General features: G+C 43.2%; 24 protein-coding genes and 1 pseudogene. 14 read left to right on the plus strand and 11 right to left on the minus strand.

All coding sequences use genetic code 11. From position 1 onward, the window contains the following. Positions 1 to 55: 55 nt before the first annotated feature. Complete coding sequence (locus tag R7E47_RS03335) at positions 56 to 400, plus strand: HopJ type III effector protein (RefSeq protein WP_017634382.1); 345 nt, start codon at positions 56 to 58, stop codon at positions 398 to 400. A gap of 38 nt (positions 401 to 438) precedes the next feature. Here the strand turns inward: R7E47_RS03335 and R7E47_RS03340 are convergent, their stop codons facing one another. Then, positions 439 to 747: a cysteine-rich CWC family protein gene (locus R7E47_RS03340; RefSeq protein WP_080276966.1), complete on the minus strand. Its 309-nt coding sequence runs from the start codon at positions 745 to 747 to the stop codon at positions 439 to 441. Between the two features lie 144 nt (positions 748 to 891). Between R7E47_RS03340 and R7E47_RS03345 the strand changes: the two genes are divergently transcribed. Beyond that, positions 892 to 1,107: a DUF3820 family protein gene (locus tag R7E47_RS03345; protein WP_005375557.1), complete on the plus strand. Its 216-nt coding sequence runs from the start codon at positions 892 to 894 to the stop codon at positions 1,105 to 1,107. 40 nt (positions 1,108 to 1,147) lie between these two features. Next, a complete protein-coding gene (locus R7E47_RS03350) occupies positions 1,148 to 1,393 on the plus strand; it encodes a hypothetical protein (RefSeq protein ID WP_017821096.1) in 246 nt (81 codons plus the stop codon). 169 nt (positions 1,394 to 1,562) lie between these two features. On the opposite strand, the gene R7E47_RS03355 is transcribed toward R7E47_RS03350, so the two are convergent. Beyond that, the gene (locus tag R7E47_RS03355) at positions 1,563 to 2,171 is read right to left on the minus strand and encodes a LysE family translocator (RefSeq protein ID WP_258670077.1); all 609 of its coding nucleotides are present in this window, start codon (positions 2,169 to 2,171) and stop codon (positions 1,563 to 1,565) included. Between the two features lie 161 nt (positions 2,172 to 2,332). Between R7E47_RS03355 and R7E47_RS03360 the strand changes: the two genes are divergently transcribed. The 4 genes from R7E47_RS03360 (at position 2,333) to R7E47_RS03375 (ending at position 7,023) form a co-directional block, all read left to right on the plus strand. Next, positions 2,333 to 3,691: a PLP-dependent aminotransferase family protein gene (locus tag R7E47_RS03360; RefSeq protein WP_258670079.1), complete on the plus strand. Its 1,359-nt coding sequence runs from the start codon at positions 2,333 to 2,335 to the stop codon at positions 3,689 to 3,691. A gap of 436 nt (positions 3,692 to 4,127) precedes the next feature. Continuing rightward, positions 4,128 to 4,784 (plus strand): hypothetical protein, encoded by a 657-nt coding sequence (locus R7E47_RS03365; RefSeq protein ID WP_171344112.1) that lies wholly within the window; start codon positions 4,128 to 4,130, stop codon positions 4,782 to 4,784. Positions 4,785 to 5,225: 441 nt separating this feature from the next. Next, positions 5,226 to 5,441 carry a helix-turn-helix domain-containing protein gene (locus tag R7E47_RS03370; RefSeq protein WP_258516144.1) on the plus strand — a complete coding sequence of 72 codons (216 nt, stop codon included), beginning with the start codon at positions 5,226 to 5,228 and terminating at the stop codon, positions 5,439 to 5,441. Positions 5,442 to 5,772: 331 nt separating this feature from the next. Then, complete coding sequence (locus R7E47_RS03375) at positions 5,773 to 7,023, plus strand: DEAD/DEAH box helicase (RefSeq protein WP_258670083.1); 1,251 nt, start codon at positions 5,773 to 5,775, stop codon at positions 7,021 to 7,023. Between the two features lie 150 nt (positions 7,024 to 7,173). Here R7E47_RS03375 and R7E47_RS03380 read toward each other — a convergent pair whose 3' ends face one another. Beyond that, positions 7,174 to 7,590, minus strand: a complete 417-nt coding sequence (locus R7E47_RS03380; RefSeq protein ID WP_318083735.1) for a VF530 family DNA-binding protein — start codon at positions 7,588 to 7,590, stop codon at positions 7,174 to 7,176. A gap of 418 nt (positions 7,591 to 8,008) precedes the next feature. Between R7E47_RS03380 and R7E47_RS03385 the strand changes: the two genes are divergently transcribed. After that, positions 8,009 to 9,466 carry a DUF3360 domain-containing protein gene (locus R7E47_RS03385; RefSeq protein WP_005375642.1) on the plus strand — a complete coding sequence of 486 codons (1,458 nt, stop codon included), beginning with the start codon at positions 8,009 to 8,011 and terminating at the stop codon, positions 9,464 to 9,466. 131 nt (positions 9,467 to 9,597) lie between these two features. Here the strand turns inward: R7E47_RS03385 and trpB are convergent, their stop codons facing one another. The 4 genes and pseudogenes from trpB to R7E47_RS03405 form a co-directional block, all read right to left on the minus strand. Further along, positions 9,598 to 10,821, minus strand: a complete 1,224-nt coding sequence (gene trpB / locus R7E47_RS03390; protein ID WP_258670085.1) for a tryptophan synthase subunit beta — start codon at positions 10,819 to 10,821, stop codon at positions 9,598 to 9,600. A 400-nt stretch (positions 10,822 to 11,221) separates the two neighbouring features. Continuing rightward, positions 11,222 to 11,419 (minus strand): annotated as a pseudogene (locus R7E47_RS03395) (hypothetical protein); the annotation flags it as partial. A 375-nt stretch (positions 11,420 to 11,794) separates the two neighbouring features. After that, positions 11,795 to 12,007 (minus strand): cold-shock protein, encoded by a 213-nt coding sequence (locus R7E47_RS03400; RefSeq protein WP_005375644.1) that lies wholly within the window; start codon positions 12,005 to 12,007, stop codon positions 11,795 to 11,797. Positions 12,008 to 12,313: 306 nt separating this feature from the next. Continuing rightward, positions 12,314 to 12,562: a hypothetical protein gene (locus R7E47_RS03405; RefSeq protein ID WP_005375646.1), complete on the minus strand. Its 249-nt coding sequence runs from the start codon at positions 12,560 to 12,562 to the stop codon at positions 12,314 to 12,316. A gap of 289 nt (positions 12,563 to 12,851) precedes the next feature. Here R7E47_RS03405 and pcp point away from each other — a divergent pair, with 289 nt between their 5' ends. The 4 genes from pcp (at position 12,852) to R7E47_RS03425 (ending at position 16,464) form a co-directional block, all read left to right on the plus strand. After that, positions 12,852 to 13,490, plus strand: coding sequence for a pyroglutamyl-peptidase I (gene pcp, locus R7E47_RS03410; RefSeq protein ID WP_258670088.1), 639 nt, complete (start codon positions 12,852 to 12,854; stop codon positions 13,488 to 13,490). Between the two features lie 197 nt (positions 13,491 to 13,687). Next, positions 13,688 to 13,951: a hypothetical protein gene (locus R7E47_RS03415; RefSeq protein ID WP_005375648.1), complete on the plus strand. Its 264-nt coding sequence runs from the start codon at positions 13,688 to 13,690 to the stop codon at positions 13,949 to 13,951. Positions 13,952 to 14,014: 63 nt separating this feature from the next. Next, positions 14,015 to 15,001 carry a GTP-binding protein gene (locus R7E47_RS03420; protein WP_318083737.1) on the plus strand — a complete coding sequence of 329 codons (987 nt, stop codon included), beginning with the start codon at positions 14,015 to 14,017 and terminating at the stop codon, positions 14,999 to 15,001. 170 nt (positions 15,002 to 15,171) lie between these two features. Continuing rightward, the gene (locus R7E47_RS03425) at positions 15,172 to 16,464 is read left to right on the plus strand and encodes a DEAD/DEAH box helicase (protein WP_005386186.1); all 1,293 of its coding nucleotides are present in this window, start codon (positions 15,172 to 15,174) and stop codon (positions 16,462 to 16,464) included. A gap of 65 nt (positions 16,465 to 16,529) precedes the next feature. Here R7E47_RS03425 and R7E47_RS03430 read toward each other — a convergent pair whose 3' ends face one another. The 3 genes from R7E47_RS03430 to R7E47_RS03440 all read right to left on the minus strand — a co-directional run bounded on the left by R7E47_RS03430 (position 16,530) and on the right by R7E47_RS03440 (position 21,444). Then, positions 16,530 to 19,556, minus strand: a complete 3,027-nt coding sequence (locus R7E47_RS03430) for a DUF6701 domain-containing protein (RefSeq protein ID WP_318083740.1) — start codon at positions 19,554 to 19,556, stop codon at positions 16,530 to 16,532. A 307-nt stretch (positions 19,557 to 19,863) separates the two neighbouring features. Next, positions 19,864 to 20,703, minus strand: a complete 840-nt coding sequence (locus R7E47_RS03435; protein ID WP_005375657.1) for an arginase — start codon at positions 20,701 to 20,703, stop codon at positions 19,864 to 19,866. A gap of 6 nt (positions 20,704 to 20,709) precedes the next feature. After that, a complete protein-coding gene (locus R7E47_RS03440) occupies positions 20,710 to 21,444 on the minus strand; it encodes an IclR family transcriptional regulator (protein ID WP_005386192.1) in 735 nt (244 codons plus the stop codon). A gap of 348 nt (positions 21,445 to 21,792) precedes the next feature. Here R7E47_RS03440 and R7E47_RS03445 point away from each other — a divergent pair, with 348 nt between their 5' ends. After that, positions 21,793 to 23,265 (plus strand): EAL domain-containing protein, encoded by a 1,473-nt coding sequence (locus R7E47_RS03445; RefSeq protein WP_005375659.1) that lies wholly within the window; start codon positions 21,793 to 21,795, stop codon positions 23,263 to 23,265. Here the strand turns inward: R7E47_RS03445 and modF are convergent. Beyond that, the gene (gene modF / locus R7E47_RS03450) at positions 23,253 to 24,707 is read right to left on the minus strand and encodes a molybdate ABC transporter ATP-binding protein ModF (RefSeq protein ID WP_053350645.1); all 1,455 of its coding nucleotides are present in this window, start codon (positions 24,705 to 24,707) and stop codon (positions 23,253 to 23,255) included. The genes R7E47_RS03445 and modF overlap by 13 nt on opposite strands. A gap of 285 nt (positions 24,708 to 24,992) precedes the next feature. Here modF and R7E47_RS03455 point away from each other — a divergent pair, with 285 nt between their 5' ends. Then, positions 24,993 to 26,543 (plus strand): PAS domain-containing methyl-accepting chemotaxis protein, encoded by a 1,551-nt coding sequence (locus tag R7E47_RS03455; protein WP_181881322.1) that lies wholly within the window; start codon positions 24,993 to 24,995, stop codon positions 26,541 to 26,543. Positions 26,544 to 26,561 lie beyond the last annotated feature (18 nt).

Here is a 26,561-nt window from a genome sequence, read left to right on the forward strand (position 1 = left end):
GGCTTTTTATGAAACTAATGTGTCATCAATATGATGAAATAGGGATAGAGGAATAATGGAATTAAAATCGTTTTTAGATTTATTGGCAGCGTCACCAGAGCAGGTCGAATTTGAAGCAACGATGGCGGTGATCGAAGATAACTATACGTTTGAGCCAACCGCTTTTGTAAATGGTGAGACACAAAACAATGCAGGCGAGAACAACGGTTCGTGTAAGATCTTCGCTTTCGGTTTGCTAAACAACCTAGACAAAGAAGCGACGCTAGCCTGCTTTGGCCGTTTTTATCGTGAAGATGTATTGCAGTATCCAGAGAACAGCGATCACCAGAATATTCGTAATTTTATGGTGACAGGGTGGGAAGGCATTAAGTTTGAAGCGTCCGCTTTAACCGCTAAATAAACACCAGTCAGAAAACGATGATCAGTAAGCCAGTCGTATTACGCGACTGGCTTTTTTTCTAGACATTTTCGGCACAAACACAGCTGGTTGGCGCTTGGCTTGGGTAAATCACGGGTTTCTATAGTAAAGCACCAGCATGTCTCTTTGCCTGCGGCGATATCACAATGGGCTTGAGTCCCGCACTCAGGACAACTGTGCGTTGAATCTTCTCCTGCGATTTGTTCGATAATCGCATCTCGTTGGAGATCGGTTTTGTCTTTCCATTGGATGATTTCATCCATCGTTCGGTGACAACCAGAGCATATTCCGGCGTTATTTTTACATGCAGCTCGACAAGGTGACTTCATTGCTTTCTCGTTCTCATTTTTTATGCCGCGTACTCTAGCATAAAGCGAGTCAAGGCCGCCAAAAATAAACGTGACTGCGATTTGCTGGTGAGGAGGGAGAACCAGTGTTACCCTTGGACGAGTTACCTTAACTCTCTGTCACTTATGTTAGAAAAAGAAAACCTCATTAAACTCGCTAGAATGCAAATGCCATTTGGGAAATATGCAGGGCGAGTGTTAATCGACCTGCCTGAAGAATACTTACTGTGGTTTGATAAAAAGGGCTGGCCAAGCGGCGAGCTAGGGGATTTGCTCAAGCTATGTTTAGCGCTCAAAATTGAAGGCTTAGATAGTGTCGTGAAGCCTTTGAAGCGTATGTAACTAGCCACAGAAACTCCCACTCTTAATGAAAAGACTTATTATGAATTTTGATATCGATGCACTGAAACACCACCAATTGGTCGAAGATGGTAAATTAGAGGGATGTTACATTCATCAGCCAGCTCAAGGTAGCCAGCAAGATGACAAAGCTGTTTTGGCAGAGCGCCAAGCGTTGGAAAAGTTGGGATATAAGGTAATACAGGTTAAAGCTAAAGGCGGGACAACAACGTTTGCCGAGGCGATGCAAAAGCTTGCGAAGGAAACTGGTCACCTGCCTAAGGAGTAAGTGAGTGTAACCTGCCACAGCCTTACAAGTTCTCCCACCAGACTATTTTTTCATTCAAAAGAGCCAGACCGTTAGGCTGACTCTTTTTTGCCCCAAAGTGTGTTACGCCTCGAAATGCGAATTTAGATAATTGGCAATTTTATACATACAAAACTCTGCTCTTTGCCATTCAGGCAGAGTGCCCCAAAACTGGTAACAATGATATGAATGTTATCGTCGCTAGGCTGATGTTGAACACGCGCTGTCTTAATACGGTATTGAGATAAATACGAATTTTTTTACCAACCCAGACCCAAGTAATATTTGCAAGCAGTCCGAATGTCGTAAACACGAAAGTAATCAATGTAACAGAGAACCAATAGTTAGAAGGGAGACTATAACTTGTGACCAAAGCAAGTGATGCCATCCAAGCCTTCATATTACCCAGTTGAAACAACGTAGCCTGAGTTACGTTGATTGGTTTGCTTTTAGTGGGTTTGCCTGCGAAAGGGTTAGTACATAGCAGCTTAATCATCAGCCAGAACATGTAAACCAGACCGATGTATTTTATAGCGAGATACCAACTTGGATGAGTTTGTAGGGCAACACCGACACCACATGCACAAAGCAGAATTAACCCTATTACGCCAATACGGATACCAATTAGGTGTCGCCATGATTTCCTTATACCAAATTGTGCCCCTGAGTTGGCGAGCAATAAGTTGTTTGGGCCGGGTGTTATGGCGGTGACAAACGCAAATAAACTCATCGCTGGAGTTAGGTCCCATAATGTTGTCATTTCTTTTCTTCTCAAGTTAGTGCTGATAAGCCAAGAATAAAGGGATGAAGTGAGAGAGACCTACAGTTAATGCGTCATGGTGACAATTCTTTGATTTCATTTTCGTCAGGCCTTATTTATCCTGAATACAAGAGTTAATTGTACCCCTTCGGAGAGAGACAATGTTAGTCCCTGATATATCGGGTCGTTCCGGACCTAAGTTTATGGCACTGGCTGAAGCGATTGCAGAGGTGATAGAGAGTGGTGAACTCGAACCAGACACTAAATTACCTCCTCAGCGTATTTTATCTTATCGCTTAGGTGTGACGGTTGGAACGGTGACGAGGGCATATAGGGAGCTAGAGCGGAGGGGCTTAACGGAACCAAAAGTAGGAAGCGGTACTTATGTACGTAACAGAGAAACTGAACTGAACCACTTTTATCATCCGGTATTGGAAGAAAAAGGCATTGATCTGGCACGTTGCCGACCTTTGCTATTATCGCAGCCGAAATTTCTTGCGAATGCGTTGAAAGAGCTATCACACGAGGAAATTGCGCAGGCAGCCGTGCTGGATTACTACTCCGCTGATGGCATTCAGGGTCATAACGAGACTCTTCGACAATGGCTGATGACCAAATTCAATATCGATATTGATGCACGGCGTCTAGTGTGGACTCATGGAGGGCAACACGGGATCTCGTTGATTATTCAATCTCTGAGCCGCCCTAAAGATACAATTCTTGCTGAAGGGCTGTGTTATCCAGAGTTCATCTATGCATGTCAGCAATCTGAACGAAAGCTAGTGCCAGTAAAAGTCGATGAACATGGATTAGATCCAGAAGATCTGGCTTTGCACTGTAAGAGGCATCGCCCAAAACTGCTTTATCTTACGCCGGGAATACAGAACCCGACCGGAGCTCAGTTAACGGATAGCCGAAGACTAAAAATCATAGAGATATGTCGTCGTTACAATGTGTTGATTATTGAGGACGATGTTCTCTACTGCCCGCCGTCTAATCGAAAGAGTCCCTTAGTTGCTATTGCTCCAGATATTACCTTATACGTGGGCAGTTTTTCTAAGTACTTTGCAGGTGGATTGCGGCTGGGTTTCATCATTCTGCCTTTGTCGTTCAAAGATTTACTGCAACGTGCGCTACGAGCCAGTTGTATGTATGTTAGCCCTTTGATAATCGACCTTGTTTGTCGTTGGTTAACTAGCGGAGCTATGCAAGCCGTGGACAAAGAGATAGCGATGGAACTCAGTGCACGTCATCGGATCTGGAAGGCAGTATTTCCCGAAATCCAGATTGGTGTTCCTGGTTACAATGTGTGGCTACCTTTGCCTGAGCCATTAACAGGATATCACTTTAACCAGTCGTTGTTGAAACATGGTGTCAGAGTGAGGGAAGCGGAAATGTTTGCTGTGGGTCGGTATGAAGTGCCGGCAGCAGTGAGGATATCACTTGCAGGTCCATTAAGCCGATTACAATTGCAATCAGCTTTAGATATCGTAAGAGAGCAAATCAAACGGTTAACTTAAGTTTCATAGTTCACATGGATTGCTCAATATCTAACTATTCAATGCTCTATTAGGATTGAACACACCGATATACATAAAGTGCTCGAAGTTGTGCTCAAAGTCTCAAAAGTTACTTGAAATCTGAAACTCGCTTAGACGTCTTTTGGGCAGCATCGAGTTGATTCATCTTTGTCGAGAGCCTTCATGTTGAGTACTTTCCAACGCAAAAGTGCCCCAAAATGATTTTCGCCAAGTTACAGTCAACGACGCAACTTCATAAATTTGCATCAGCTTTTGTAATCTAAAAGTGGATACCGCTCTCAGGGCTTACTAGGTCTCACTTTTAATATAGTGCTAGATGCCAATACACTAGAAGCTAATAACATTTTACACAAGAAACGCCTACTTATTATTATGTAATGGTTTGTGTATTGAAATTAACAAAGGACTTTTAGGCATGGACTCTTTAAGCGTCACATCTTCCAGATACACCCACCGGCAACACAATCAAGAGCCGTTAAAGTTCTTCATTGTTCTCATGGGTCTAGAACCATATAGAAATGATTTACATCGCGAAAATCAATCGTTAAGCCTTTTGTCTGGTATTGTGTTGTACAGACATTTATCGAAGCCCGACCAAAGAAAAGTAACGAGTAGTGTGTTGAATTTAAAGAACAATCGCTTGAAGTCTAAACTCTATGGAATGATAGGCCAAATTGTCGCAAATCCATACTGGTTCTGCTGGTCACTAAGTGATTCTGAGTTAAAAAGTTATTATAATTCAAACAAGAAAATCTCTGACTTACTCAGTAGCCTTGGCTTTGATGTTCCAACGATTTCAGTCGGAGTGTTAGCCGCTGGCGCATATTCTGTTTTTAATGAAGGAATGAAAACAACAGTGACCAAAGGTCTAACGAGTATCGCTAGTTCGAATAAGGTGCTAGAGACAGCGAAAGAATTGGGATTAAGAAAGCGACTTGTAGGTGAGTCAGGGCGAATGCTTGGCGCTTTTGTGATAATGATTATTGGTTTTAATGCAATGCAAACCAAAGGCATGAAAGATGCGAGAAAAGAACTGATCCTCAGAGGCCTAATCAATCCTTCGGAGTTATAATGATTATAGCAATATTGGGTCTTTTCGGTGGGTGCGCTTTACTCTTCTTTTACTTGCAAGGACTAAAGGTAGAGCTAAGAGAAGGCTCATCCGGTATAGTTAAATGTAACGCTTTTCCATTTAACGTAGCGATGCTGATTGGTGTTATTGTCGGCTGCTTATTCTACATCGTGATGGCTGTAGACAGTTTGGTTGTGGTATCAGCGACGATAGCGATAACATGGTTTATCTTACGTATATTTCGCGATCGAATAATTCGTGCACTCTTAAAGGGCCTATGAATTACTATTTACCCTTTGATGTTTGCTTTAAAAATTAACATCAAAGGCTTTTGATCTGCCCAGCCGGACTGGATATATAAAGAAGCGACTTTCTGATACCAAAAGTTATCCGTATTTCTCTAATTTAAGTGATAGAACTAAGAAGGTTTTGTCCAAGAGAGTGCTGGGATTGATTCGAAGTGAGTTAAACATGAGTTTTAGTGAATGGCGGCAACAAGTACTGCTAATACATTCATTAGAAATGATAGCTCGAGGGGAATCGGTGGGAGATATTGCACATGCTTTAGGTTATTCGACACCCAGTAACTTTATTGCGATGTTTCGTCGGGTCTATGGCGATTCACCCACGCGTTACTTTTCGAGTCGTGGCATATAGTTGCCAGAGCTTACCTAAATTAGGTACGTTTTTATGTACTGAGGCTTTTACATACATTTACTCACCCAACATAAGCAAGTGCTTCTAGCTTCTTTCTGCCTCAAATGAGCTGAAATCAATTTCGAAGTGGATAATAGATTCGTCGCGAACGCTACCATCTTGGTCGTAGAGTATTGGTTATCGAAACCATTAACTCATGTTAGTGAAAGGAAGTTCCTGAACCCTATAGTGCTTCTTTCACCAATCTTCTGTTTGGGCCATTATCTCTAACATCCAGACGCGAAATAGCATAAGATACACGGCCTTTACTAGCACTGAGCCACTCTTTGTAATGACAGATAAAACACAGCAAGCGACATTTGCCGATCTTGGCCTGATTCCAACATTAGTCGAGCGACTAGAAGCGTTAGAATACAGCCAACCGACACCCATTCAATCCCGTGCTATTCCTGATATCCTTGAAGGGAAAGATATTATTGGTGGTGCCAATACGGGTTCTGGTAAAACCGCTGCTTTTTCGCTGCCAATCCTGCAAAAAATTGTTCAGCAAGACGGATCAAACAATCGCCGTGGTAACTTCGTTTCTCACCTGATTTTAGTTCCAACTCGTGAGTTGGCATCACAGGTGGCATACAACGTCAAATCTTACTCATACCATCTTAGAGATAAGATCAAAACGGTTGCCGTATTTGGTGGTGTGTCGGTGAACCCACAAATGCTGGCACTTCGCGGTGGCTGTGACATTATCGTAGCTACGCCGGGTCGATTACTTGATCTGGTATCCAGTAACGCGATTAAGTTGGACCAAGTAAAAACGCTCGTGCTCGATGAAGCTGACCGTATGTTGAGCCTCGGATTTACCGAAGAACTCAATAAGATTCTTGCGTTACTGCCAGAGAAGAAACAGACGCTGCTATTTTCTGCTACTTTCCCTGATAAAGTCACGACGCTGTCTCAGCACTTGCTCCGCGACCCTGTTGAAGTTCAGTTGCAGAGCGCAGAGGCCAGCACTTTGGTGCAACGCGTGTTTAGTGTAAATAAAGGTGAGAAAACGGCGGTACTCGCGCACTTAATCAAACAGCATCAGTGGCGACAGACTTTGATTTTTGTGAATGCTAAGAATGCCTGTAACCATTTAGCTCAAAAACTGTCAAAACGCGGTATTACTGCTGAAGTTTTCCATGGTGATAAAGGGCAGGGCGCTCGTACTCGTGTACTTGACGGTTTTAAGTCTGGCGAGATTCAAGTTCTTATTGCCACCGATATCGCTGCTCGTGGCCTTGATATTGAAAAGCTGCCAGTGGTGATTAACTTCGATCTTCCGCGTAGTCCTGCTGACTATATGCATCGAATCGGGCGTAGTGGTCGTGCTGGTGAAGTGGGTCTAGGGCTATCTCTTATCGATTACGATGACTATCACCATTTCAAAGTGATAGAAAAGAAAAATAAGTTCCAACTTGAACGTGAGCAGGTAGAGGGCTTTGAAGTGGAAGACGACCAAAGTGAAGCCTACTTTTTACCGATGAAGCCGCGTGCAAAGCCAGCAGGTACAGGTAAAAAGAAGAAAAAGCGTAATCAATAGAAAACGTAAACTACATGTGAGTTTACTTACGGGAGTTGCTGGAGAAAGGGAATGCTCACTAGCTTGAGTCTTCGCTTCTAGCCATTCCTTTAAGAACAATAGAGCCCTGCTGGAGCTACCAGTAGGGCTCTATTGCTTTTCAAGATAGTGTTATTGGCGATGAGCAGGGCGTCCGCGAGGTGAACGCTTTTTAAATGCAGACGCTGCTTTAGCTTGTGACTTAAGAATAGAGTCAACGGTTAGCGGCATTGGCTCTTTAGGTTCAAGGCCATGAGGGAAGGTACGAGCTCTTGGTGGTAAGTTGTATTCTTCTTCGCTCGCGCGTGGCATACGCTTAAAGCGATAAAGGTAAAAGTTTTCTAATTTTTCTCTCGCCCATTCGGTTTTCTTTAAATACTTCACGCTACTTGCAATCGAAGGCTTAGTGTTAAAGCAATTAAAACGCATTGCTGTATCTAGAATGTCCCAGCCGTAAAAATCTACTAACTCTTGCAACATAGTCTCTAGCTTTAACCCGTGCAGTGGATTGTTCTGTTGCAGCTCGATTCTCTCTTCGTCAGTCATCATTTTTAAGGGCCTTACTCATTAAAGGGCGGAGTTTAACAAAGTATACAATGCAGAGATATCTATAGTTACTTTGCGATGGATGCGAGCACAGTGCTCTCTACCTTGAAAGTATAAATCGGAATTGGCCGCTCTACTTGGCTCTCTGCTCAAAAATGACTCATAAAAGTTCAAGCGTCCTAGCTCGATGTTAAATTATTGTGTAATAAGTGAGATTTTTGTTGTTCTTTTACTAATGTCTAATATTCCTACCCATAGCAACACATGCTTAATAAGCTCAAAATCAAAATTGGTTCATGCCGCTTTCTTAGTATGGCCTAGAAGTTTGATGTGGGTGTTGTCTCGTATTGGTCGAAGGCCTGTCTACCAAGCGAAACTCTAGTTGACGTAGTTCAACGTTGAAACATAAAAGGATGACTCAATGTCTGACAAAAGTAAGACTTTTTACAGGGATGTGCGCAAAAAACCGCATGAATTTGAAAACCGAGAAGACTTTCTAAATCATGATTTAACCGTCATGAGTTTCCGTCGCTGGGGAATTCATTTGCCCTCACGTGATTACAGTATTGAAATCGAAGACTGGGTACCTGCATTAGCAGCAACCATTGGTAAAGTGGTGATGGTCACTGCCATGGTTTCCGCTTTTGCTGCTCAGTTTGGTTTATCTCCGGAATTCATTGCAGAAAACGTGCGTTACGAATTACTTATCGCTGGAGCCCTGTTCGTCATCCTGTTTTCTGCCATCCTAAACCCGAATGCAAACTTAGCGGGAACCCATGGCCCAATGATACCGCTGATTCCTATGATCGCAGCTGCAGGAGGGCACCCTCTCGCGCTAGGTTTGATGGTATGTGTTTTTGGTTTAATTCTCGCTTTAACCAAAGGTGGCTCTAAACTCATGACTCTGACTGGTATCGGGGTTCGAGGAGGGTTGTTGATCTACCTTGGTGCTGTTGGGTTGCTCGGGCAAATTAATAAGACGGAAGCGTGGGCTGCAAGTACGGACCAAGGTTACATTTCGTTTGTGGTCATAGGCCTAACCGTTATGGTTTACGCTTACTTAGCCAAGATCAATAAACGTTGGCTCGCTATCCCATTGTGCTCTGCACTCGCGGGTATTGTTGCTTATTTGATGGGCGCTGAGTTTGCTTTTACCACAGAGCCGGGCCTGCCTAATTTCAGTCCATTCTACTGGTGGGGGGAAGATACAGGCTGGCAGCTAGGCTGGCCAACCCTAGAGCACTTTATTGCCGTGACTCCATTTGCTCTACTGGCAGTCGCTATGTGGTCCCCTGATTATCTCGGCCATCGTGTGTTTCAAGAACTTAACTACCCAAAAGAAGCGAAAGGTGTACTCATGGATGTCGATGACACGATGGTCGGAGCATCTGTTCGTCAGGGGGTTGGCTCACTCTTAGGAGGCGGAAACCTAGCCTCTTCTTGGGGAACGTACATGATTCCTGCCGCAATTGCCAAGCGTCCTATTCCAGGTGGCGCTCTGTTGACGGGTTTCATGTGTATTGCGGCAGCGGTAATTGGCTACCCAATGGATCTAGCAATGTGGGAACCTGTTCTGCGCGTTGCTTTGATTGTGGGTGTATTCTTACCACTCCTTGAAGCGGGTATGCAGATGATCCATAAGCATAAAGATTCACTCAGTGCAGGTATCTGTATTTTTGCCTGTGCATTCGTTAATCCAGTCTTCGGTTGGGCAATCACTATGCTGCTGGATAATCTCGGGCTTATCGGCGACCATGAGCGTGCTAACGAACTATCGCGCAAAGATAAATATCTGATTCCTGGCACTGCGTTTATCGTTTGTGCAGGCTCCCTTGCTATTGTTGGTCAGCTTCCAGGCATTCCAGCTCTTATCGGTTAATCGAATTATGCTTTTAAGGCATAGTGGGATTGGTGAATAAAAGGACTTGCTTCTTAAAATACAAGACACAAACAAAAAGCTACCTAGTACCAGGTAGCTTTTTGTATATAGGGTTAGGCTACGGAGCTAGGCTATATGAGTGATTCAATGCCGTATTTTGCGCCGTAGTGTTCAACGACAAAATCAATGTCTTTGTCACCACGGCCTGATAAGTTGATCAAAATCGAGCCGGTTTCTCCTTGCTGCGCGAGTTTAATTGCGTAAGCGACAGCGTGTGAGGATTCAATAGCAGGGATTATTCCCTCTTCACGAGACAGCTCAAAGAAGGCATCAATCGCTTCGTCATCACTGATTGAGCTGTAATTGACACGGCCAATGTCTTTTAAGTAACTATGCTGAGGTCCAACCGATGGGTAATCCAAGCCACTTGCTACAGAGTACACTTCCTGAGGTTCACCTTGTGCATCTTTAAGCATGTAAGACTTAAATCCGTGCATGATACCTGGCTCACCGAGTGTGAGTGTTGCAGCATGCTCGCCAACCTTTTGCAAAGAGCGGCCCGCAGGTTCAACGCCGTGAATGGCGACTTGTTTATCCTCTAAGAAAGCAGTAAATAGCCCCATCGCGTTAGAACCACCTCCAACGCATGCGACGAGATTATTGGGTAACTTGCCGGTCATTTCTTTGAATTGAACTCGTGCTTCGTTACCGATAATTGATTGGAAATCTCGTACCATTTTAGGGAATGGGTGAGGGCCAACGACAGAGCCTATCGCATAAAGCTGTGTATCAGGATCTTTCAGATAAGCTTCGAATGCAGAATCTACCGCTTCTTTGAGGGTTTTGCGCCCATGAGTGGCAGGAATGACATTAGCACCAAGGATTCTCATGCGGACGACATTCGGATGTTCTTTGGCGATATCAACTTCACCCATGTAAATGTCGCATTTCAAGCCAACCAATGCCGCGGCTGTAGCAAGCGCAACACCGTGTTGTCCTGCGCCAGTTTCTGCAATTAGTTTCTTCTTACCCATCTTTTTAGCGAGAATGGCTTCTCCTAAGCAGTGGTTAATTTTATGTGCGCCAGTATGGTTTAAGTCTTCGCGCTTTAGGTAGATGTCTGCTCCGTATTTTTTAGACAAGTTTTCCGCATGGAAGATTGGGCTAGGTCGTCCAACAAAGTGCTTATACAGGCGAGCGAGTTCCGCTTTAAATTCAGGATCTTTTCTGCATTCCTCATAAGCTGCGTTGATGTCATGCATGATTTGTTCAAGCTCAGGTGGAACAAAGCTACCACCGTATTCACCAAAGTATCCTTCTTCGTTGGGCATAGTGAGATCAAACGAGTTTTTCATTATTTACATCCTAGTTAACGAAAGTATTGCTACTTTTATACCCAAAATTTGGAAGAGGTTGTGTGATCAGTTGCTTAAATAACAATTGTCGATCTAGTGAACTAGTTAAGAAGTACAGCTTGGGTAGGGGATAATAGTTGGGATGTAGAATCAGGTGGTTTGAATAGGTGCAAAAAAGCCTCGAGAGATCCTAGGCTGTCATAAGAACCTCTCGAGGCAAACAGAGTGCTGGAAATACACTCTGCGATGGTGTCTGGAAACAAAAATTAGATTCGTTTCCTTTGTCAGATATTAGGGTTTTAGAATGAGTCGATGTCAGCGAAATGTCACAAGTTAATTGCGGTATTAAAAGCTTATTTTTTATTTTTGATTAATGGATTAGAAAGTAACCTAAAACAGGCTAACCTACCGCGTGTTCCGCGTCTTTTAAGTTGAACATGATCTTTCTTTGTCTCGAATCGGCGTCTTTAACCAACACGTGCACTTTGGTCCCTAAAGTAAACGTGGCGCTCTGGCTGGAAATTTTTTGTTTGACTGCATCAAATTCGAACTCACCATTTTGGAAACTTGATAAAGGAATGAGACCTTCGATTCGGTTCCTCTAACTCAACGTCTCAGCTAGGGATTATGTGCTCGTAGTTATTAGAATTTATTGATTGAGCAGATATATTTAATTTCATTTTTTCTCTTATATTCGCCAATCGCTTTTATTTTATAAACTTTATTTTTATGAGCAAAGCATGAGGCGAAGTGATTCAGATATGAATGAGATTAATTTAGTTCCAAACTGGAATTGCAAGGTACGCCGTGTGATTACCTAAAGATGTATACCAAAGTGACTTTATTGAAAGTGATTAATGATGGTGTGGGAGAGATAAGTGATTTGGGTATATAAACTTAGATAGAGAATAGTAAGGGCGGCAATAAGTGGAAGGGGATTGTGGCACCAACAACGTTGATGCCACACAAAGAATTACAGTGCAGTTACTTCAGCAGCTTGTAAACCTTTGTTACCTTGTTCAACAACGAACGATACTTTTTGGCCTTCAGTAAGAGTTTTGAAGCCTTCAGAAACAATAGAACGGAAGTGAACGAATACGTCATCACCGCCATTGTCTTGAGAAATAAAACCAAAACCTTTAGTTTCGTTGAACCATTTTACTGAACCAGTTAATTTATTAGACATAGATACCTCTATATTTGATTGTTTTAAATATTGAATTTTTAGCTAATATCAAGTGCTACTATATGATTTTAGAGATAACTATTTTGTCGCAGGAACGTAAACGAGGAATTCGATGTGGAACTGAGAGAAACTTTGATCTTTAATTACATTAATAGCTCTTTCCGTAAGAGCTGGTGTGCAGTATACCGACAAAATTAATAAAGGCTAGCCTTTTCTTTTTTATTTTTTGAGTACACCAAGCGCATTGCTTTCAAAGCATACGCTTGGTGTATAAGACGGCGTGATGTTATAGGTGGCGTCGAGCGCTTAGTGTTTTCTGGTTGGGCCGTTACGAACGATGTCTTTACCATTGTCATATACGTGCTGCGAAACCCAGCGACCGAGGAGCAATTGGTGCTTTTCTCCTAATACGGCAACAAATGGACGACCATCGGTATTAGAGGTGGCTAGCGCAACGCCAGTGACACCTTCAAGGCCAAGAGCGCCGCTTTCTACTAAATGCAGAAATGCCTCTAACTCTTCAATCGTTTCGATTACATGGTTATCAATATTCATTGTATTCAATCTCTTCGAATTGCATTGCGGTCGCGTACTCTACCTAAGTTAAGCGTGGAAACCAAGCTTCTACGTGCGTCATGTAATGAGAGAACCTTGCCCTGCCACTAATCATCAATAAGTTAGTCTCGATCGTCCGGAACTTGCCTAGATTCAATGAGGCAGAAAACACTCTCTGGTTAGACATGAGTCACATAATGTTGTCTGGTTTATCTCATCAATACTTTTGCTATTGGATGGGGTGAAGGGGAGTGCAATAATTTGTAAAACTCTTTTCCTAAAGGCTGTTATGAAGAAAGTCCTGATTACCGGTTTTGAACCTTTTGGTGGTGAAGCCATTAACCCCGCCTTAGAAGCGGTCAAGCAATTAGAGGCTGCGGCCATAAAAGGCGGTGTGATAGTTACTTGCCCAGTCCCCGTAGTTCGATATGACTCGGTGAAAGTCGTTATTGAAGCAATAGAAGCGCACCAGCCAGACTGTGTGATTACTGTAGGGCAAGCGGCCGGGCGTAGCGCGATAACCCCAGAGCGTGTCGCAATTAATGTCGATGATTTTCGTATTCCAGATAACGCTGGTCATCAGCCGATTGATGAACCCGTGGTGGCTGATGCTCCTGATGCTTACTTCTCGACACTGCCGATAAAGCGTATTGTTCAAACGCTGCAAAAGCAGGGGATACCTAGCCAGATTTCCAACAGTGCCGGAACATTTGTATGTAACCACCTTTTTTATGGCATCCAACATTATCTAAAAGACAAACCTATTCGTCATGGGTTTGTTCATATCCCATTATTGCCAGAACAAGCAGTAGATGGCAGTCAGCCTTCCATGTCTCTGGAGATGATAGTCGAAGGGCTAAGGCTGGTGGCGCAAGTTTGTATTGCCAATGAAAACGACATATTGGTCAGCGGCGGGTCGATTTGCTAGTAAGTGCTTTACAGTCCACTAAGTGTCTGAAAGCTAGTAATAAGTTCATCGTTTGATGTTGTAATAAATGTTAGCTTTGTCAAATTTCACAAGTAGCGAAAGGAGTAGCATTGAATAGTCAGGTTGGATGTTGTTCAAACTGGCACTCCCCTAATACAGGAGGTATTAGGGGCTACCCTTACGAAAGGCGAGTTATCATGAAAAGCAACAAAAGTAAGTCTATCGCACTTATCTCTGTCGTTGTTTTCGCATTGGCTATCGCTGCGCTTAAATTCGAAAACACACTCGGAGTTCTTCCCATTGTAGTCGCTATTATCGCGTTTTTTACTTGCGTTATTTATACCAGTAGATACCTGTCTGATATGAAGCGTTCGGAGTTGATAAGTCAACCCAAACAAGCTCGAAAAATGTGTTCCAACGCATCACGCAATGAGCTTGATGCGTGCGATAAAAAGCGTTGAAGCGAGTCACATTCTCCGTATACTTTGCTGGAGCATTAATGCACTAACGTGTCGGAGATAAGCATGTCAAATCGAGTACCAACCAACATACTGACCGGATTTTTGGGTGTCGGTAAAACGACCACGATTTTAAATCTACTGAAGAACAAACCGGAAAACGAAAACTGGGCGGTTTTGGTCAATGAATTTGGTGAGATTGGCATCGACGGTGCATTGATGACCGACCAAGGTGCGCTGATTAAAGAAGTGCCGGGTGGCTGTATGTGTTGTACGGCGGGCGTGCCAATGTCGGTCGGTATTACCGCGTTACTGCGCCAAAAACCGGACCGTTTATTGATTGAGCCGACAGGCCTTGGTCATCCAAAACAGGTTATCGCGACGCTTACCTCACAGCAGTATGAACCTTACGTTGATCTAAAAGCGACGATCGCTCTGGTTGATCCGCGTAACTTAAGTGATGAAAAATACCTTTCTAACCAAAATTTCGTGGACCAGTTAGACAGCGCAGATGTGGTTATAGGCAGTAAGGTTGACCTTTGTACCAGTCACGACATTGATGTGTTTAATGACTGGGTGACGGACCAATCTCCCTCAAAAGTATTCAGTAAGCTTATTCATGATGGTGAGTTACCGATAGAAGTCTTGGATATCGAACGGGTTTACGGCAGCGCTCCTTCCCATATCGAGTCACATCATCATGACCATGCTCACCAAGAGCCTCAATTCCAGTTGCCGCCAGGTGAAGCCTTTGTGCGTAAAGAGAACAAAGGGCAAGGGTATTTTAGTTGCGGGTGGTTGTTTGGGGCAGAGTACACGTTTGATTTTGATAAACTCTTCTCAATGCTTTCGGACTTAACGGCTGAACGTGTTAAAGCGGTGGTCAACACGGATCAGGGGTGTTACGCGTTTAATGTTGCCAACCGAGTCGTGTCGGTGAATGAAATCAGCTTAGAAGGGTTTGAATCACGATTAGAAGTGATAGATTCTCAGCTGTTGCCATGGGATGAACTTGAGCAAATTCTCCTTCAGTTGTCTGGCATCAAGCGTTAAATCGAACAAATGTTAAACGGAAACGGTGAGCCAGCAATCTGTCTGTGTTCGCCGTTTTTGCTTTTGTAGCGTTTCAATGAGAAAAGTGAGATAAATCACTCAAATTCGGGTATAGTGCACGGCTAAATTTTTAAAGCTATTTTTAGTGGTTTGTTTAAGGAATACGCTCAATGTCATTTTCATCTCAAGGTTTTGCGCCAGAAGTGGTTAAAGCACTGGCAGAATGCGGTTATGAAAAGTTAACGCCAATTCAACAGAAGGCGATTCCAATGGCTCGCAAAGGCCATGATATTTTCGCTACAGCACAAACAGGTACTGGTAAAACGGCTGCGTTTTCTCTGCCTATGATTCAGCAGTTGTTAGACAGTAACCGTAGCGCTTCTCGTAAGACTGCTCGTGCACTTATCTTGGCTCCAACTCGCGAGCTTGCTGAACAAATTGCTGACAACATCAAAGCTTACACGAAGTACACCAATCTGTCGGTGGCGGCGATTTTCGGTGGCCGTAAAATGTCTTCTCAGGTTGCGGCACTGGAAAATGGTGTTGATATCCTTGTGGCTACACCTGGTCGATTGGAAGAACACATCGAACAAGGTAATGTCTCGGTGGCACACTTAGAGTTTTTGGTGTTTGATGAAGCAGACCGTATCTTGGATATGGGCTTTATTCATGCAGTTCGTAAGATCATGCTAGATGTGGATACTGATCCGCAAATTATGATGTTTTCTGCAACGACTTCGAGCCAACTAAATCTGTTAGCAAAAGATATCCTGCGTAAGCCTAAGCGTATTGAAGTTGAGCGAGCGAATACGACAGCACAGACAGTTGCTCACGTGTTGTATCCAGTTGATCAAGAGCGAAAAACGGAACTGCTTTCGGAGCTGATTGGTCGTAAGAACTGGAAACAAGTGTTGGTATTTGTGAACTACAAAGAGACCGCAAACGAAGTGGTAAAAGAGCTGAAACTTGATGGTATCAAAGCGGTGGTTTGTCATGGTGACCGTGCTCAAAGTGCTCGTCGTCGTGCGTTAGAAGAGTTCAAGTCCGGTAAAGCACGTGTCATGGTGGCTACCGATGTCGCTGCTCGAGGTCTAGATATTGAAGATTTACCTCACGTTGTGAACTATGACATGCCTTTCCTAGCGGAAGATTACGTTCACCGAATTGGTCGTACAGGCCGTGCAGGTAAACAAGGTCATGCCGTTTCATTTGTAAATCGAGATGAAGAACTCACGGTTGTTCAGGTTGAAAATCTAATCCAGCAGCGAATTCGCCGTATTGAGCTTGCTGGCTATGAACCAAAACAGCGTGAATCTTACATTGAAAAGCTGCACTCAAAACCAGCATTCAAGAATCGTCAAGGTCGTCGTAATAATCCGAACCAGTCGGCAACAGACCAAGGGTCGGCAGAGCGTCGTCTTGCTATGGTGAAGCGCCTGAAAGCGCGTCGTGGCGCAAAGTAAATTACATCAGTTTGTGATGAAAAGAGCCCCTCAATTGAGGGGCTCTTTTTGTTTGCCGTTTCGCGTTAATTTAGGCCAAGCATATTGGGTTCACCACGATAAATAATGCGATCGTTTCCTCGGTGAATACCAAACGTAACTGTAACAGGTGGATTTTCCTCTTCACTTGTCGTGTTATCCCAGTCGTATTTCAGCCAAGGGATGCGATTGCCTGAGCTGTCTAAATCTAGGTGGAATTGTATTTGCTCTCGCGCTGAGTCAATTTGGCTTGCAACGATATCGGTCATTCTGCCAATACTCATCGTTCCAACGCCAGAAAGCAGGGCGTTGTTTGCTGGCGCATGAGACCAAATTGGCGTGCTGAAGTAATATTCACCATTCGCCGTTGTTGAGCTGTCATCGAAGTTAGTCGTAAATCGACCGTTTTGCCAAATTTCCACATCAAGTGGCACTTTGATCACCATGCCTTGGTTGCCACCTACATCTTGAAAGTTCAAACGACCGAATCGAATGTCTGGTTGTTTTGTGAGCACTTCGCTATCGTCGAAGAAGTTTACCTCATCAACGGCTTTAGTCGTGACTATACCTATTTTGCTGCTGTCACTGTTAGTCCCTTTATTAAATGGGCCATCAGGGTATTGTTTATCTGTCGTGTTCTTTTTCCAACATGGGCTATTGTTACAAGTCGCATTGGTCGACGGCTTCTCGATCACAAACGTTCCAACACTCGCGTTACCCAGTGGTTTCCATTCTACCTTCTTAGGCTTAGGCGGCAAAAACCGATCGGAGTATGAGCTTAGCTCGCCTAAATCGAAATGTTGTTGAAGGTTAGACGAAAAGTGGACGTAATTCTTCACGTTTTCCTTATGCGCATTGAGTGCGACAACATCGTAAGTGACTTTCTCAAAAGGTTGATTCATGTAAGCAAAAGTTTGGCCATGTGGGTTGTGCCATTCTTGGTCTTGCACTTGAAAATATTTTGGGTAAAAACGACCAACGTAACGATAGCCTTCGTTTACAGTCATACCTAGATATTTACTTTCTAGGTTTGCTTTTACTCTCAAGCTCCCGACTTCTTCCCAATATAATCCATTAAAGACGAATTGATCATTCTTGGCTGAATTATGCGCCTGAGCCAGTGAGTCACTACTTTTTAGCAATTTTGAGGTTTGGTTCGCTGTCTCTGATGGCGTATGTTGCTCACTCGACAAGACAACCGATGCTGCTGGAGCGTCATCAAGCGTAAAATTACGGGTGATAGAAGCATCACAATAGCGTGCTGATTCAACAGACCCACTTATAGAGCCGTCAGGTTGCCAAATGATTGGTTTCACCGTTAGAGAGAAAAGTTCTCCGGCAGCAAGAAACCCTTCTCCTTGTTCAGAGGTACCAGAAGGCAAAGCACGTTGGTTGTCACAGATAGCCAGTGTCCATGGTCGCGAGTGCACATTAAATGTTCCTTTCACTTCCACTTTGCCTTCTTCTGGGCACTCTTCAAATCCCTCACATTCAAAATGATCGGACAATGTCACTTCAAATATGCCGGATTCGTTCGTGATAAGGCCATGTTCAGACAAGCCATCTTCAAATTCTGCTGAATAGCTAAAGTTTCCTTCACTTCCTCCTAATGGTTGAACCAATGGATGAAAAACTTTAGGCGTACCATTGTAGTTGCTTGCTACTACAGGTTCGCCGGTGATGGCACAAGCAAGTAATCGCGTATGCACGTTTTCTGGCTTACCTGCAATAACGCGTATTTCATTTAAAGCGGTGCTTTTTGTCTTTGAGTAGGCCTCAAACATAAATGGCGTAAACATAAAGCGAACAGTTTGATGCTTGCTCGTGTCTTCTGCCATAGTGAAAGTTAGTGTGTAGTTGGTATCTAACGAGATCGTATCAATATTATTCGGAACCACTCGAACAACAAGTTCACCATTATCGTCTGATATAAATTGGTTGGCTCCTAATGTCTGCTGACCTTTAACCACCTCTAAAGTGAACAAGTCAGGGTGTGATAGGACAGCACTGACTTCTGCGCTTACAACTTCTCCATTATTGGTTGTTGTTGCTGTAAATTGCGGAAGATCGTCGCCGCACATCAGTGCCATGTCGTCCGATGGTGTGACGCTGAGGTTTAAGTCGTTCTCCGATGGAGGCTGCATGCTGCAATTCGGAACATCTTGAGGGGTGATTGGACAGACTTGGGAAGAGTAGTGACAATCAGCCTCGCCCAATCCACAGTATTGCGTGTATTTGTTGTCTTGTGCTTTCGTTTGTGCACTTCCTGGCGTTTGTTGGATTTCACCACAAACTTGACTAGGCTGATTTGGAGCGTTGTTGAAGTTCAATGTTTGGAAGTATTTAATTGCTGCGGTGGAACTATAGAATGAGCCACTTAATGTAGCTGACGATCCTACAGATTCAGCCGTACCATAGATCGACATATCTTTTATAATCAGAGAGTTGTGCGCAGAAACATCACCGACGACAAAATGGTCTTGTAAAGGATGGTTTGTTTTTAGGTGTAGTGTTTCGCCTTGTGATTCGACCTTACCACAGATGTTTGTATTAAATATATTGGTCGTGCTGTGAGTCAAAATGTCACCAATAATGGTGTTGTACGTTCCATCAATGTGAAGTGTCGAACCTGTTAGCTTAATATTCCCGTCTATGAGAACGTTATGCAGCTTTGTTGGATAAGCCGATAGAAGATCACCATAGATGACAGTGTGTTTGTTTTGGTAATCGTCGAGGTTTGATGCTTTCTCATTGTTAACCGTTAATCCGGTAGCGAGGGCGTGTAGAGAGATACGTTTATTGGGTTCACCAATCGTATTATTCCCCTCTAACACAATTCCATAATCTGCTTTTAACGTTATCTCTTTTTCCGGTAATGAGGAGACAATTTTATCACCAGCGGGTAGGACTAGTTTCCCTGTACAGCGATAAGTCGTGCCATCGCTTTCGATACTAAAACTCTTGTGTGAGCAAAGTTGACCTAACTCAGATAGATCTTTTACGTCATAAGTGGTGGCGTGTGAGGTTAGCGGTAAAAAAAGAACCGCAGTGAAAATACTGCAAAGACGCATCATCAAATGTCCTAATGAGTGGAACAAGATGGCATCAAGCGAGCGTGAGCAAATGCTCACTGAAATTGGAATAGCTGCGGTACTTTTTTGTTTTGAAGCCGCTTAGTTATTGAACTTTGGTTATTTTTTATTTCGTATGTCATACCAAAGTTTAGCGGCCTTATTACAACGTAAGTGTCAGGTTAGTTCAAGAGGTAAGTGTGATGTGTGTCGATTTATATGTGTAACTATTTGTTAGTTAAGGATAATAAGTAAGCATGTTGGTTCAGAATCAGGAAGGACGCGATCCTGATTCTGAATGTTTATAACGCTAGGCAGCGTGAACGATGAGTGGGGCCATCTGATATAACTCTTCTAGTATGGCTTTCGTTTGTCTCGAATACACCAGACAATCTCGATCGCCAACGAGCTGAATTGCTCGCACTTTACCTGCAACCAAACATTGCCTAATCGTGCGTAGAACCATTTGGATATCGATTTCTGACGCGCCATCAAGGCTGTTTTTGGTTTTTAGAGATCCAAGGTCGATGCTAATGATTATTTGGTCGCAGTGGTCTAGGTAATTGCCGATCTGTTGCTTAACGTTATTGCGATGACGAAAAGAAAACTCTTTCTCGGTCACCCAATCACAACCTTGATCTTCCGCGTATTCCCACGTTTCCTGCTTCGTCTCTTGCTCACTGACGCCAGCAAAAAACAATCGTACGTTTTGATAGCGAGAAAGAGCAAAATGGAATGCAGAGCCTAAGCGTGGCTCAAGTGTCGGTTTCAAGTTCATGTTATGCCCGATATTTACGACACCCACTTCGTCTCGATAGGATACGACCACAGGTAACATGGACAAGATTGCCTCGGTACAGTTAGTGACTAAAACCGGAATTGAGTGACGAGAAAGCGAAAGACTTAACGCTTCCTGAAACTCGCCATTCTCCAGTTTGTCGTGGTTGAAGTGCCCATAGTTTTCAGCAGTTTCGTGATCATGTTGTTGGTAAAGCCAATCACTAGCATTTTCCAAACTTTGATCAGCTAATTCAAACGCGCCCTTAGACATGGGTGGCAAATACTCACACACTGTCATAAAAGAAAAAGGGTAATGCTGCGGCTGTTTCACGGTGTGGTGGAGTTTATAGCGTTTGAAAAAGCTTAACATGATGAATTACCTTTCTGGTGGTAGTGCCCTTGCCGCTTGCAGTACATGTAAAATAATGCGCTGCTTATCCTTTTCGACTCGGTGGGCCGGAGCCATCACCGAGACTGCGCCAATCAGTTTGCTTCCTTTCATTACCGGTGCGCTAATACCTGAAACACCAGGGTCAATCTCAGAAGTACTGACGGCATATCCGTGTTTACGGATGGTTGTGAGCTCTTTTTCCCACTCGTCGCGTCGGTGATCTTGATTAAAGTATCTCAAGATTTTCTCGCATCGACTTTGAGGCATAAAAGCGAGCATCACTTTAGATGAGGCACCGCGCAGCAGAGGTTGACTTTGACCCTGGACGAAGCTGCAACGCAGCGCCTGCATACTTTCTTTCTGTCTGACACAAAGCGCACGATAACCCGCTGGTACCATATAAGCGGCCATTTCCCCGGTTTGTTGTACCAACCTAGCCAGTATGGTTTCGACCATGTCGAGCCCATGTTGCGCGGTCTCATAGCTGTGCATGAGTAATAATGCCGCCGGACCAACGACAAATGTCTTGTCGTGAACGCTTTCTTCGATCAAATTCCACTCTTTAAGCAGTTTTAAGTGTCGGTAAAGGCTGCTTAAAGGAACGTTCAATTGCTCGCTTAGCGTTTTCGCCGAAACTGGGAACGGACTAACTGCAACTTGCATTAACAACTGCAGTGATTTTTCGTTTACCTGGTTAGCATTAGCTTTGTTTGTCGTCATGAGAGTGTTGTAACGTGTTGTAGGAGTTACGACAAATATAATTCTTAATCACTGAGAAAAGAAAAATAATTTTAATGGGTAATTCTTACATGATGAGAAACAGACAGGTAAAGAATTTCGCAAGTACCGATAGACATAACATGGTGTCGAATTAAAGTCTCAGGTTTGAGGCGCTTGATACTAAATTGGAACAGGAGTGAATAAGACATTGTTTAGTTTGCGGTATTACTCAGCGTTTCGCATACTGAGTTAATCCAAACAAATAATGTTAAAAAACGTGAGTTGCTAGCGGGTATCGGAATCGAGGTACCATCTCAGTAAATCGGTTTTATAAAAGGTTACTTTTATATGCTGAATAAGGCGATTTTTAAAAAAGCCATCATTTTTCTTCTGCCTATTCCCTTGGTTATTGGAGAGGTTTTGTATTTAGCTCGTGAAAGCGTGCAAAACAATCTCAATCATTTATTAGAAAAAAATGTGCAAATTGCAGATGAAATTTTATTCCAAATAGAGACAGAAAACCGCACGGCGTTGCTACACCCTGAACGATGTGAAGAGCTCCAGCAAAGCTTAATGTTTGAACGAGATATTGAAGAAATGCTCATTGTGAAAGAGGGAGTCATTACTTGTTCTTCGAAATTGGGAAGTATCTCTAAACCGTTAGCTGAGCACATCACCTTTCCTAAGGGACAAACGCTAGCGTTTGGTAGTGTTGATAGCTTGTACGATCAGTTCTTGCTTGTGGTAACGGAGGGAGAGCGGGGTTATCAAGCCGTAACGATTATCGATCATGACTACTTTAATGCAACAATAGGGTTTAACAACGATTTACGCCTAAAACGCTCTGCGCTGTTTATCCATGATCAAGTTTCACCTGAAGGAGCATTAAGAGCGGGAAGTAATCCTATCGGTATCAAATCGTCGCAAATGTTTGAGTATGAAGCTTTGAGCGAAGCCAGCGATCTTTTCGTCAAACAGAGAACACTTTCCTATTTTTTGTACTCAATTCCAATTATTTTCGTTATCTACCTTTGCTTGTATGCGTTGAATAAGTTTATTGATCCCCATCGCAATTTGATACTGGATCTTAAAAGAGCGATAAAAAGAGGAGAGTTGACCCTGTATTACCAACCGCAAGTTAACGTTGATACCGGCCAGTTATTCGGGTTTGAAGCGCTAGTGCGATGGGAGCATCAAAGTAAGGGGTTCATTTCTCCGGATGAGTTTGTCCCTGCGGCAGAGCAAAGTGGATTGGTTTTTTTACTTACTGATTTCGTTCTGGATAAAGCGGCAGAGGACTTCAGTAAATTAGGCTTTGATCAGCCTGTCCACCTTGGTATTAACGTGCCGCCTGGTTATTTAGTCGGACCAAACGCGATCAGAAAAATTCAATTGCTCGACAGACAGTTGAGCCGAAACAAAGTCTCATTAGGGGTAGAGATAACGGAGCGTCAGCTCATTGATTCAGAGGCGAGAAAATGCATTGCAGCGCTGCGAGTGCATGGTATTGATGTGCTGATCGATGATTTTGGAACTGGCCAAACCTCGTTAGCATTTCTACAGCACATGCGCATAGATTACTTAAAAATCGATAAGTGCTTTGTCGAAACTATTGGTATTCCTAGCCTTAGTGCTTCTGTCTTAAAAGCGATGGTTCACTTCGCGGAAGAATTACAAGTACAATTGATCGCTGAAGGCGTGGAAACCATAGCGCAAGCTGAACACTTAAAGAAGATGGGAGTGAGATATCATCAGGGATACCTGTACTCCAAACCATTACCTTATGAGCAGCTTGCGCAGCGAAGTCATTATGATTGGTAGACGTTAGCTCTATAACACTGAGCATTTTCATCAAACACAAACTCTAACTCATTTTTGATGCTATCTAAGCGGTCTTCTTGGTAGTGAGACACATACAATAGTTGGCTTAAATTCTCTCTAGCGATGAGCTCAAGTGTGTTCTTAACTAACCGTCTACCCAAAAAATCTAACCCTTGATACGGCTCGTCCAAAATCAATAATGTGGGTTGTTTCACGATGGCTCTTGCAATCAGTAATAGTCGCTGCTGACCGTACTCTAATTGCTTGAATGAGGTTTTTTTGTACTGGCTCATATGTAAGATATCGAGCCACTCGTTTGCAATATTCATCTCTTTGCGAGTTGGCTGGTTATACAACCCAATCGAATCGTAAAATCCTGACAAAATGACTTCTAATGCGCTGCAATTGACTCGATATTGGAGGTGTAGCGCTGAAGACACCATACCGATATGCTGCTTAATTTCCCAGATTGTCTCGCCAGTACCACGCTTTTTACCAAAAATATCAATGTCATTGCTGTAGCATTGCGGATGATCGCCAAAGATCAATCCAAGTAAGGTACTCTTTCCACAACCATTTGGACCTTTGACCTGCCAATGTTGGCCCTTGTCTATGCGCCAGTTCAAGCCAGTAAAAATCTTCTTATCGGTATATTCAACAGCCCCATTCTTTAGTTCAAATATTGGGTTGTTGAATGGTGTCGAGTGCTGATGCTGACGTATCAAGCTCATCATTTCTTCACTCTGTTGTTCTGACTGAGATTTAATTTGTCCAATGATTGGATGATTATCCCAACTGGACTTATCCATTGTACTATCAAGCTTTCCTGCACTGAAAAGCGCGATGCTATTGATCCACTCAGGCATGTCAGATTCGCGAGAGAAGGTTATGAGTAGTTGCACATTTTGAGAAAGCGAGTGTAAATAGCGAGCGAGAGCAGCTCGGTGCGCAATATCTAAGCCAGTAAATGGATTATCGAGTAATACTAAGTCAGGTTGTGTGGCTAAAGCTCGGGCGAGCATTACTCTTCTGGTTTCTCCGGTAGAGAGAACACGGAAGCCACTATCTCTAAGATGACTTAGGTCGAGATCATTAACTAGCTGTTCAGTTAAGTTAGTGTCTTGGCTCTGTTCTAGGATTAATGAATAAACAGTGCTTCCTTGGTCGATACGATCAAGAAAATCCGTATCATCTTTTTCTAATTCTCTTTCCAGTAATCGCTGTTGCTCTGATAACGACACTTGCGCAACGGATAGCCCATTTAGCTCAATTTCCCCACTATTTGGTGACATTTCATCACAAATAAGGTCTCCAAGCAGAGAGCCAATATCTCCATCCGCGCTGAATATCCCCCAAGACTGCTGAGTGTTAATTTTCCAATCGTCAATAAACAAGTGTGTCGTGTTTCTCTTAGCTGCAAGCTGACGAAAGTGAATAGTCATTGTGTTTGTCTTCCTTGTTTTCGTTTTAGTGGATTACTTATAACAATTTACGAACTCAGTACGGAAGCGCTTTTGTGTATTAATTTTGAACAGTGCTCAGTCTTGTGCATATCAACGAAGCCTTGTATTAGAGGATAAAAATGCGACTAGAGTCATTAAGTAACAAGTAAGCTTGTCAATAATTTTGTTTTATTTTTGAATCAATCTATCATTATGCATGTAAATGTTATGCCGATAAATTCATATTTGCCGTTTGTTAATTAATCAATGTAAGGACACATGTTTATGAGTGAAACGGAATACGATTACCCTTCGAGTTACAGCCTAGTTTCCATTACCGATACCTCCAGTTACATCAAATATGCCAGTGAAAACTTTAATGAAGTAGCGGGGTTTGATGAAGGGGAGCTTATCGGTAAACCCCACAATGTTGTGCGTCATCCTGATATGCCAAAACAGGCTTTTAAAGATTTATGGACTCACCTGAAAACTGGCAAACACTGGATGGGAATGGTCAAAAATCGACGTAAAAACGGCGGCTATTATTGGGTTGACGCGTTTGCTTCTCCTATAAAATCTAATGGTGAAGTTGTGGAATACCAATCAGTGAGATTTAAACCTGAGCGTATACACATCCAGCGAGCGGAAAAAGCGTATTCGAAGCTTCGAAATAATCGTAAGCCGTGGAAAATGTATCTTCCTCGTACACGTTTGTGGATGAGATCGGCCTTCTTCCTTTTAATTTCAAACCTTCTTGGCTTACTCATTCTACAAATGAATCAATCACCAGTGATAGCGTTTAGCGTTGTTGCGTTACTTTCCGTTTTCTCTATTTATGTATTAACCAGACCAGTTGAAAAGCTCGCTAAACAGGCTAGGCAAGACTTCAACAATCCACTCATGGAATATATTTATTGCGGAAGAATCAACGATCTGGCTGAGATTGAGCTGGGTATGAAGATGCGTAAGCAATTTGCCAATGCGCTATTGGGGCGCGTTGGCGTGTCTGTAAAAGACTCTTGCGAAGAAACGCGCGCAAGTGCTAACAGTGCTGCGACAAATAGCCAGCAAGTGACGGAGAATTTAAGCGCACAGAAAGTGGAGATTGACTCGGTCGCAACAGCGGTCAACGAGATGCAAGCATCTTCATCTGAGATATCAAATAATGCTCAAGCGACCGCCGAGGCTACGTTAGAAGCGCAAAATACGATGATAGACAGCCGTAGCGTTATCGATAATGTTAACCAATCGGTTTTAGAGTTGGTTGATGAGCTCGGCGAAATATCTAAAGTGGTCATACGTTTGAACCAACAAACCGAGCAAATTGGAACCGTTGTTGAAGTCATCAATGATATTGCCGAACAAACTAATTTATTAGCGTTGAACGCTGCAATTGAAGCCGCGAGGGCAGGCGAACAAGGCAGAGGGTTTGCCGTTGTAGCAGATGAAGTGAGAACCTTAGCTAAAAGAACTCAGGAATCGACAACAGAGATTAAATCGGCCATTGAAGGGATTCAAAATGGGAGCAAATCAGCGGTTTCAGCGTTAGAGAAAGGTAACGAAATGTCGACCGGAACGGTAACATTGTTAGGTACTGCTTTGGATAGCATTCAACAACTGGAATCCCTTGTTCAGGACGTCGTCGAACGAAACCAACAAATTGCGGTCGCGATAGAAGAGCAGGTTTATGTAACGGATGAAATAAATGAAAACATCCAGTCGCTTAATTTAAAGTACAGTGAATCGTATGAACTGATGACTGAAACGAATCATATGAACACCAAAGTGCAAAATTGCACCAATGACCTGTCTGAAATGATTAAGAAGTTTGCTTAAACTTTAGAAAATCGAAGT

This window comes from Vibrio sp. Vb1026 (assembly GCF_033338745.1).
GTDB classification, from domain to species: Bacteria; Pseudomonadota; Gammaproteobacteria; order Enterobacterales; family Vibrionaceae; genus Vibrio; species Vibrio alginolyticus.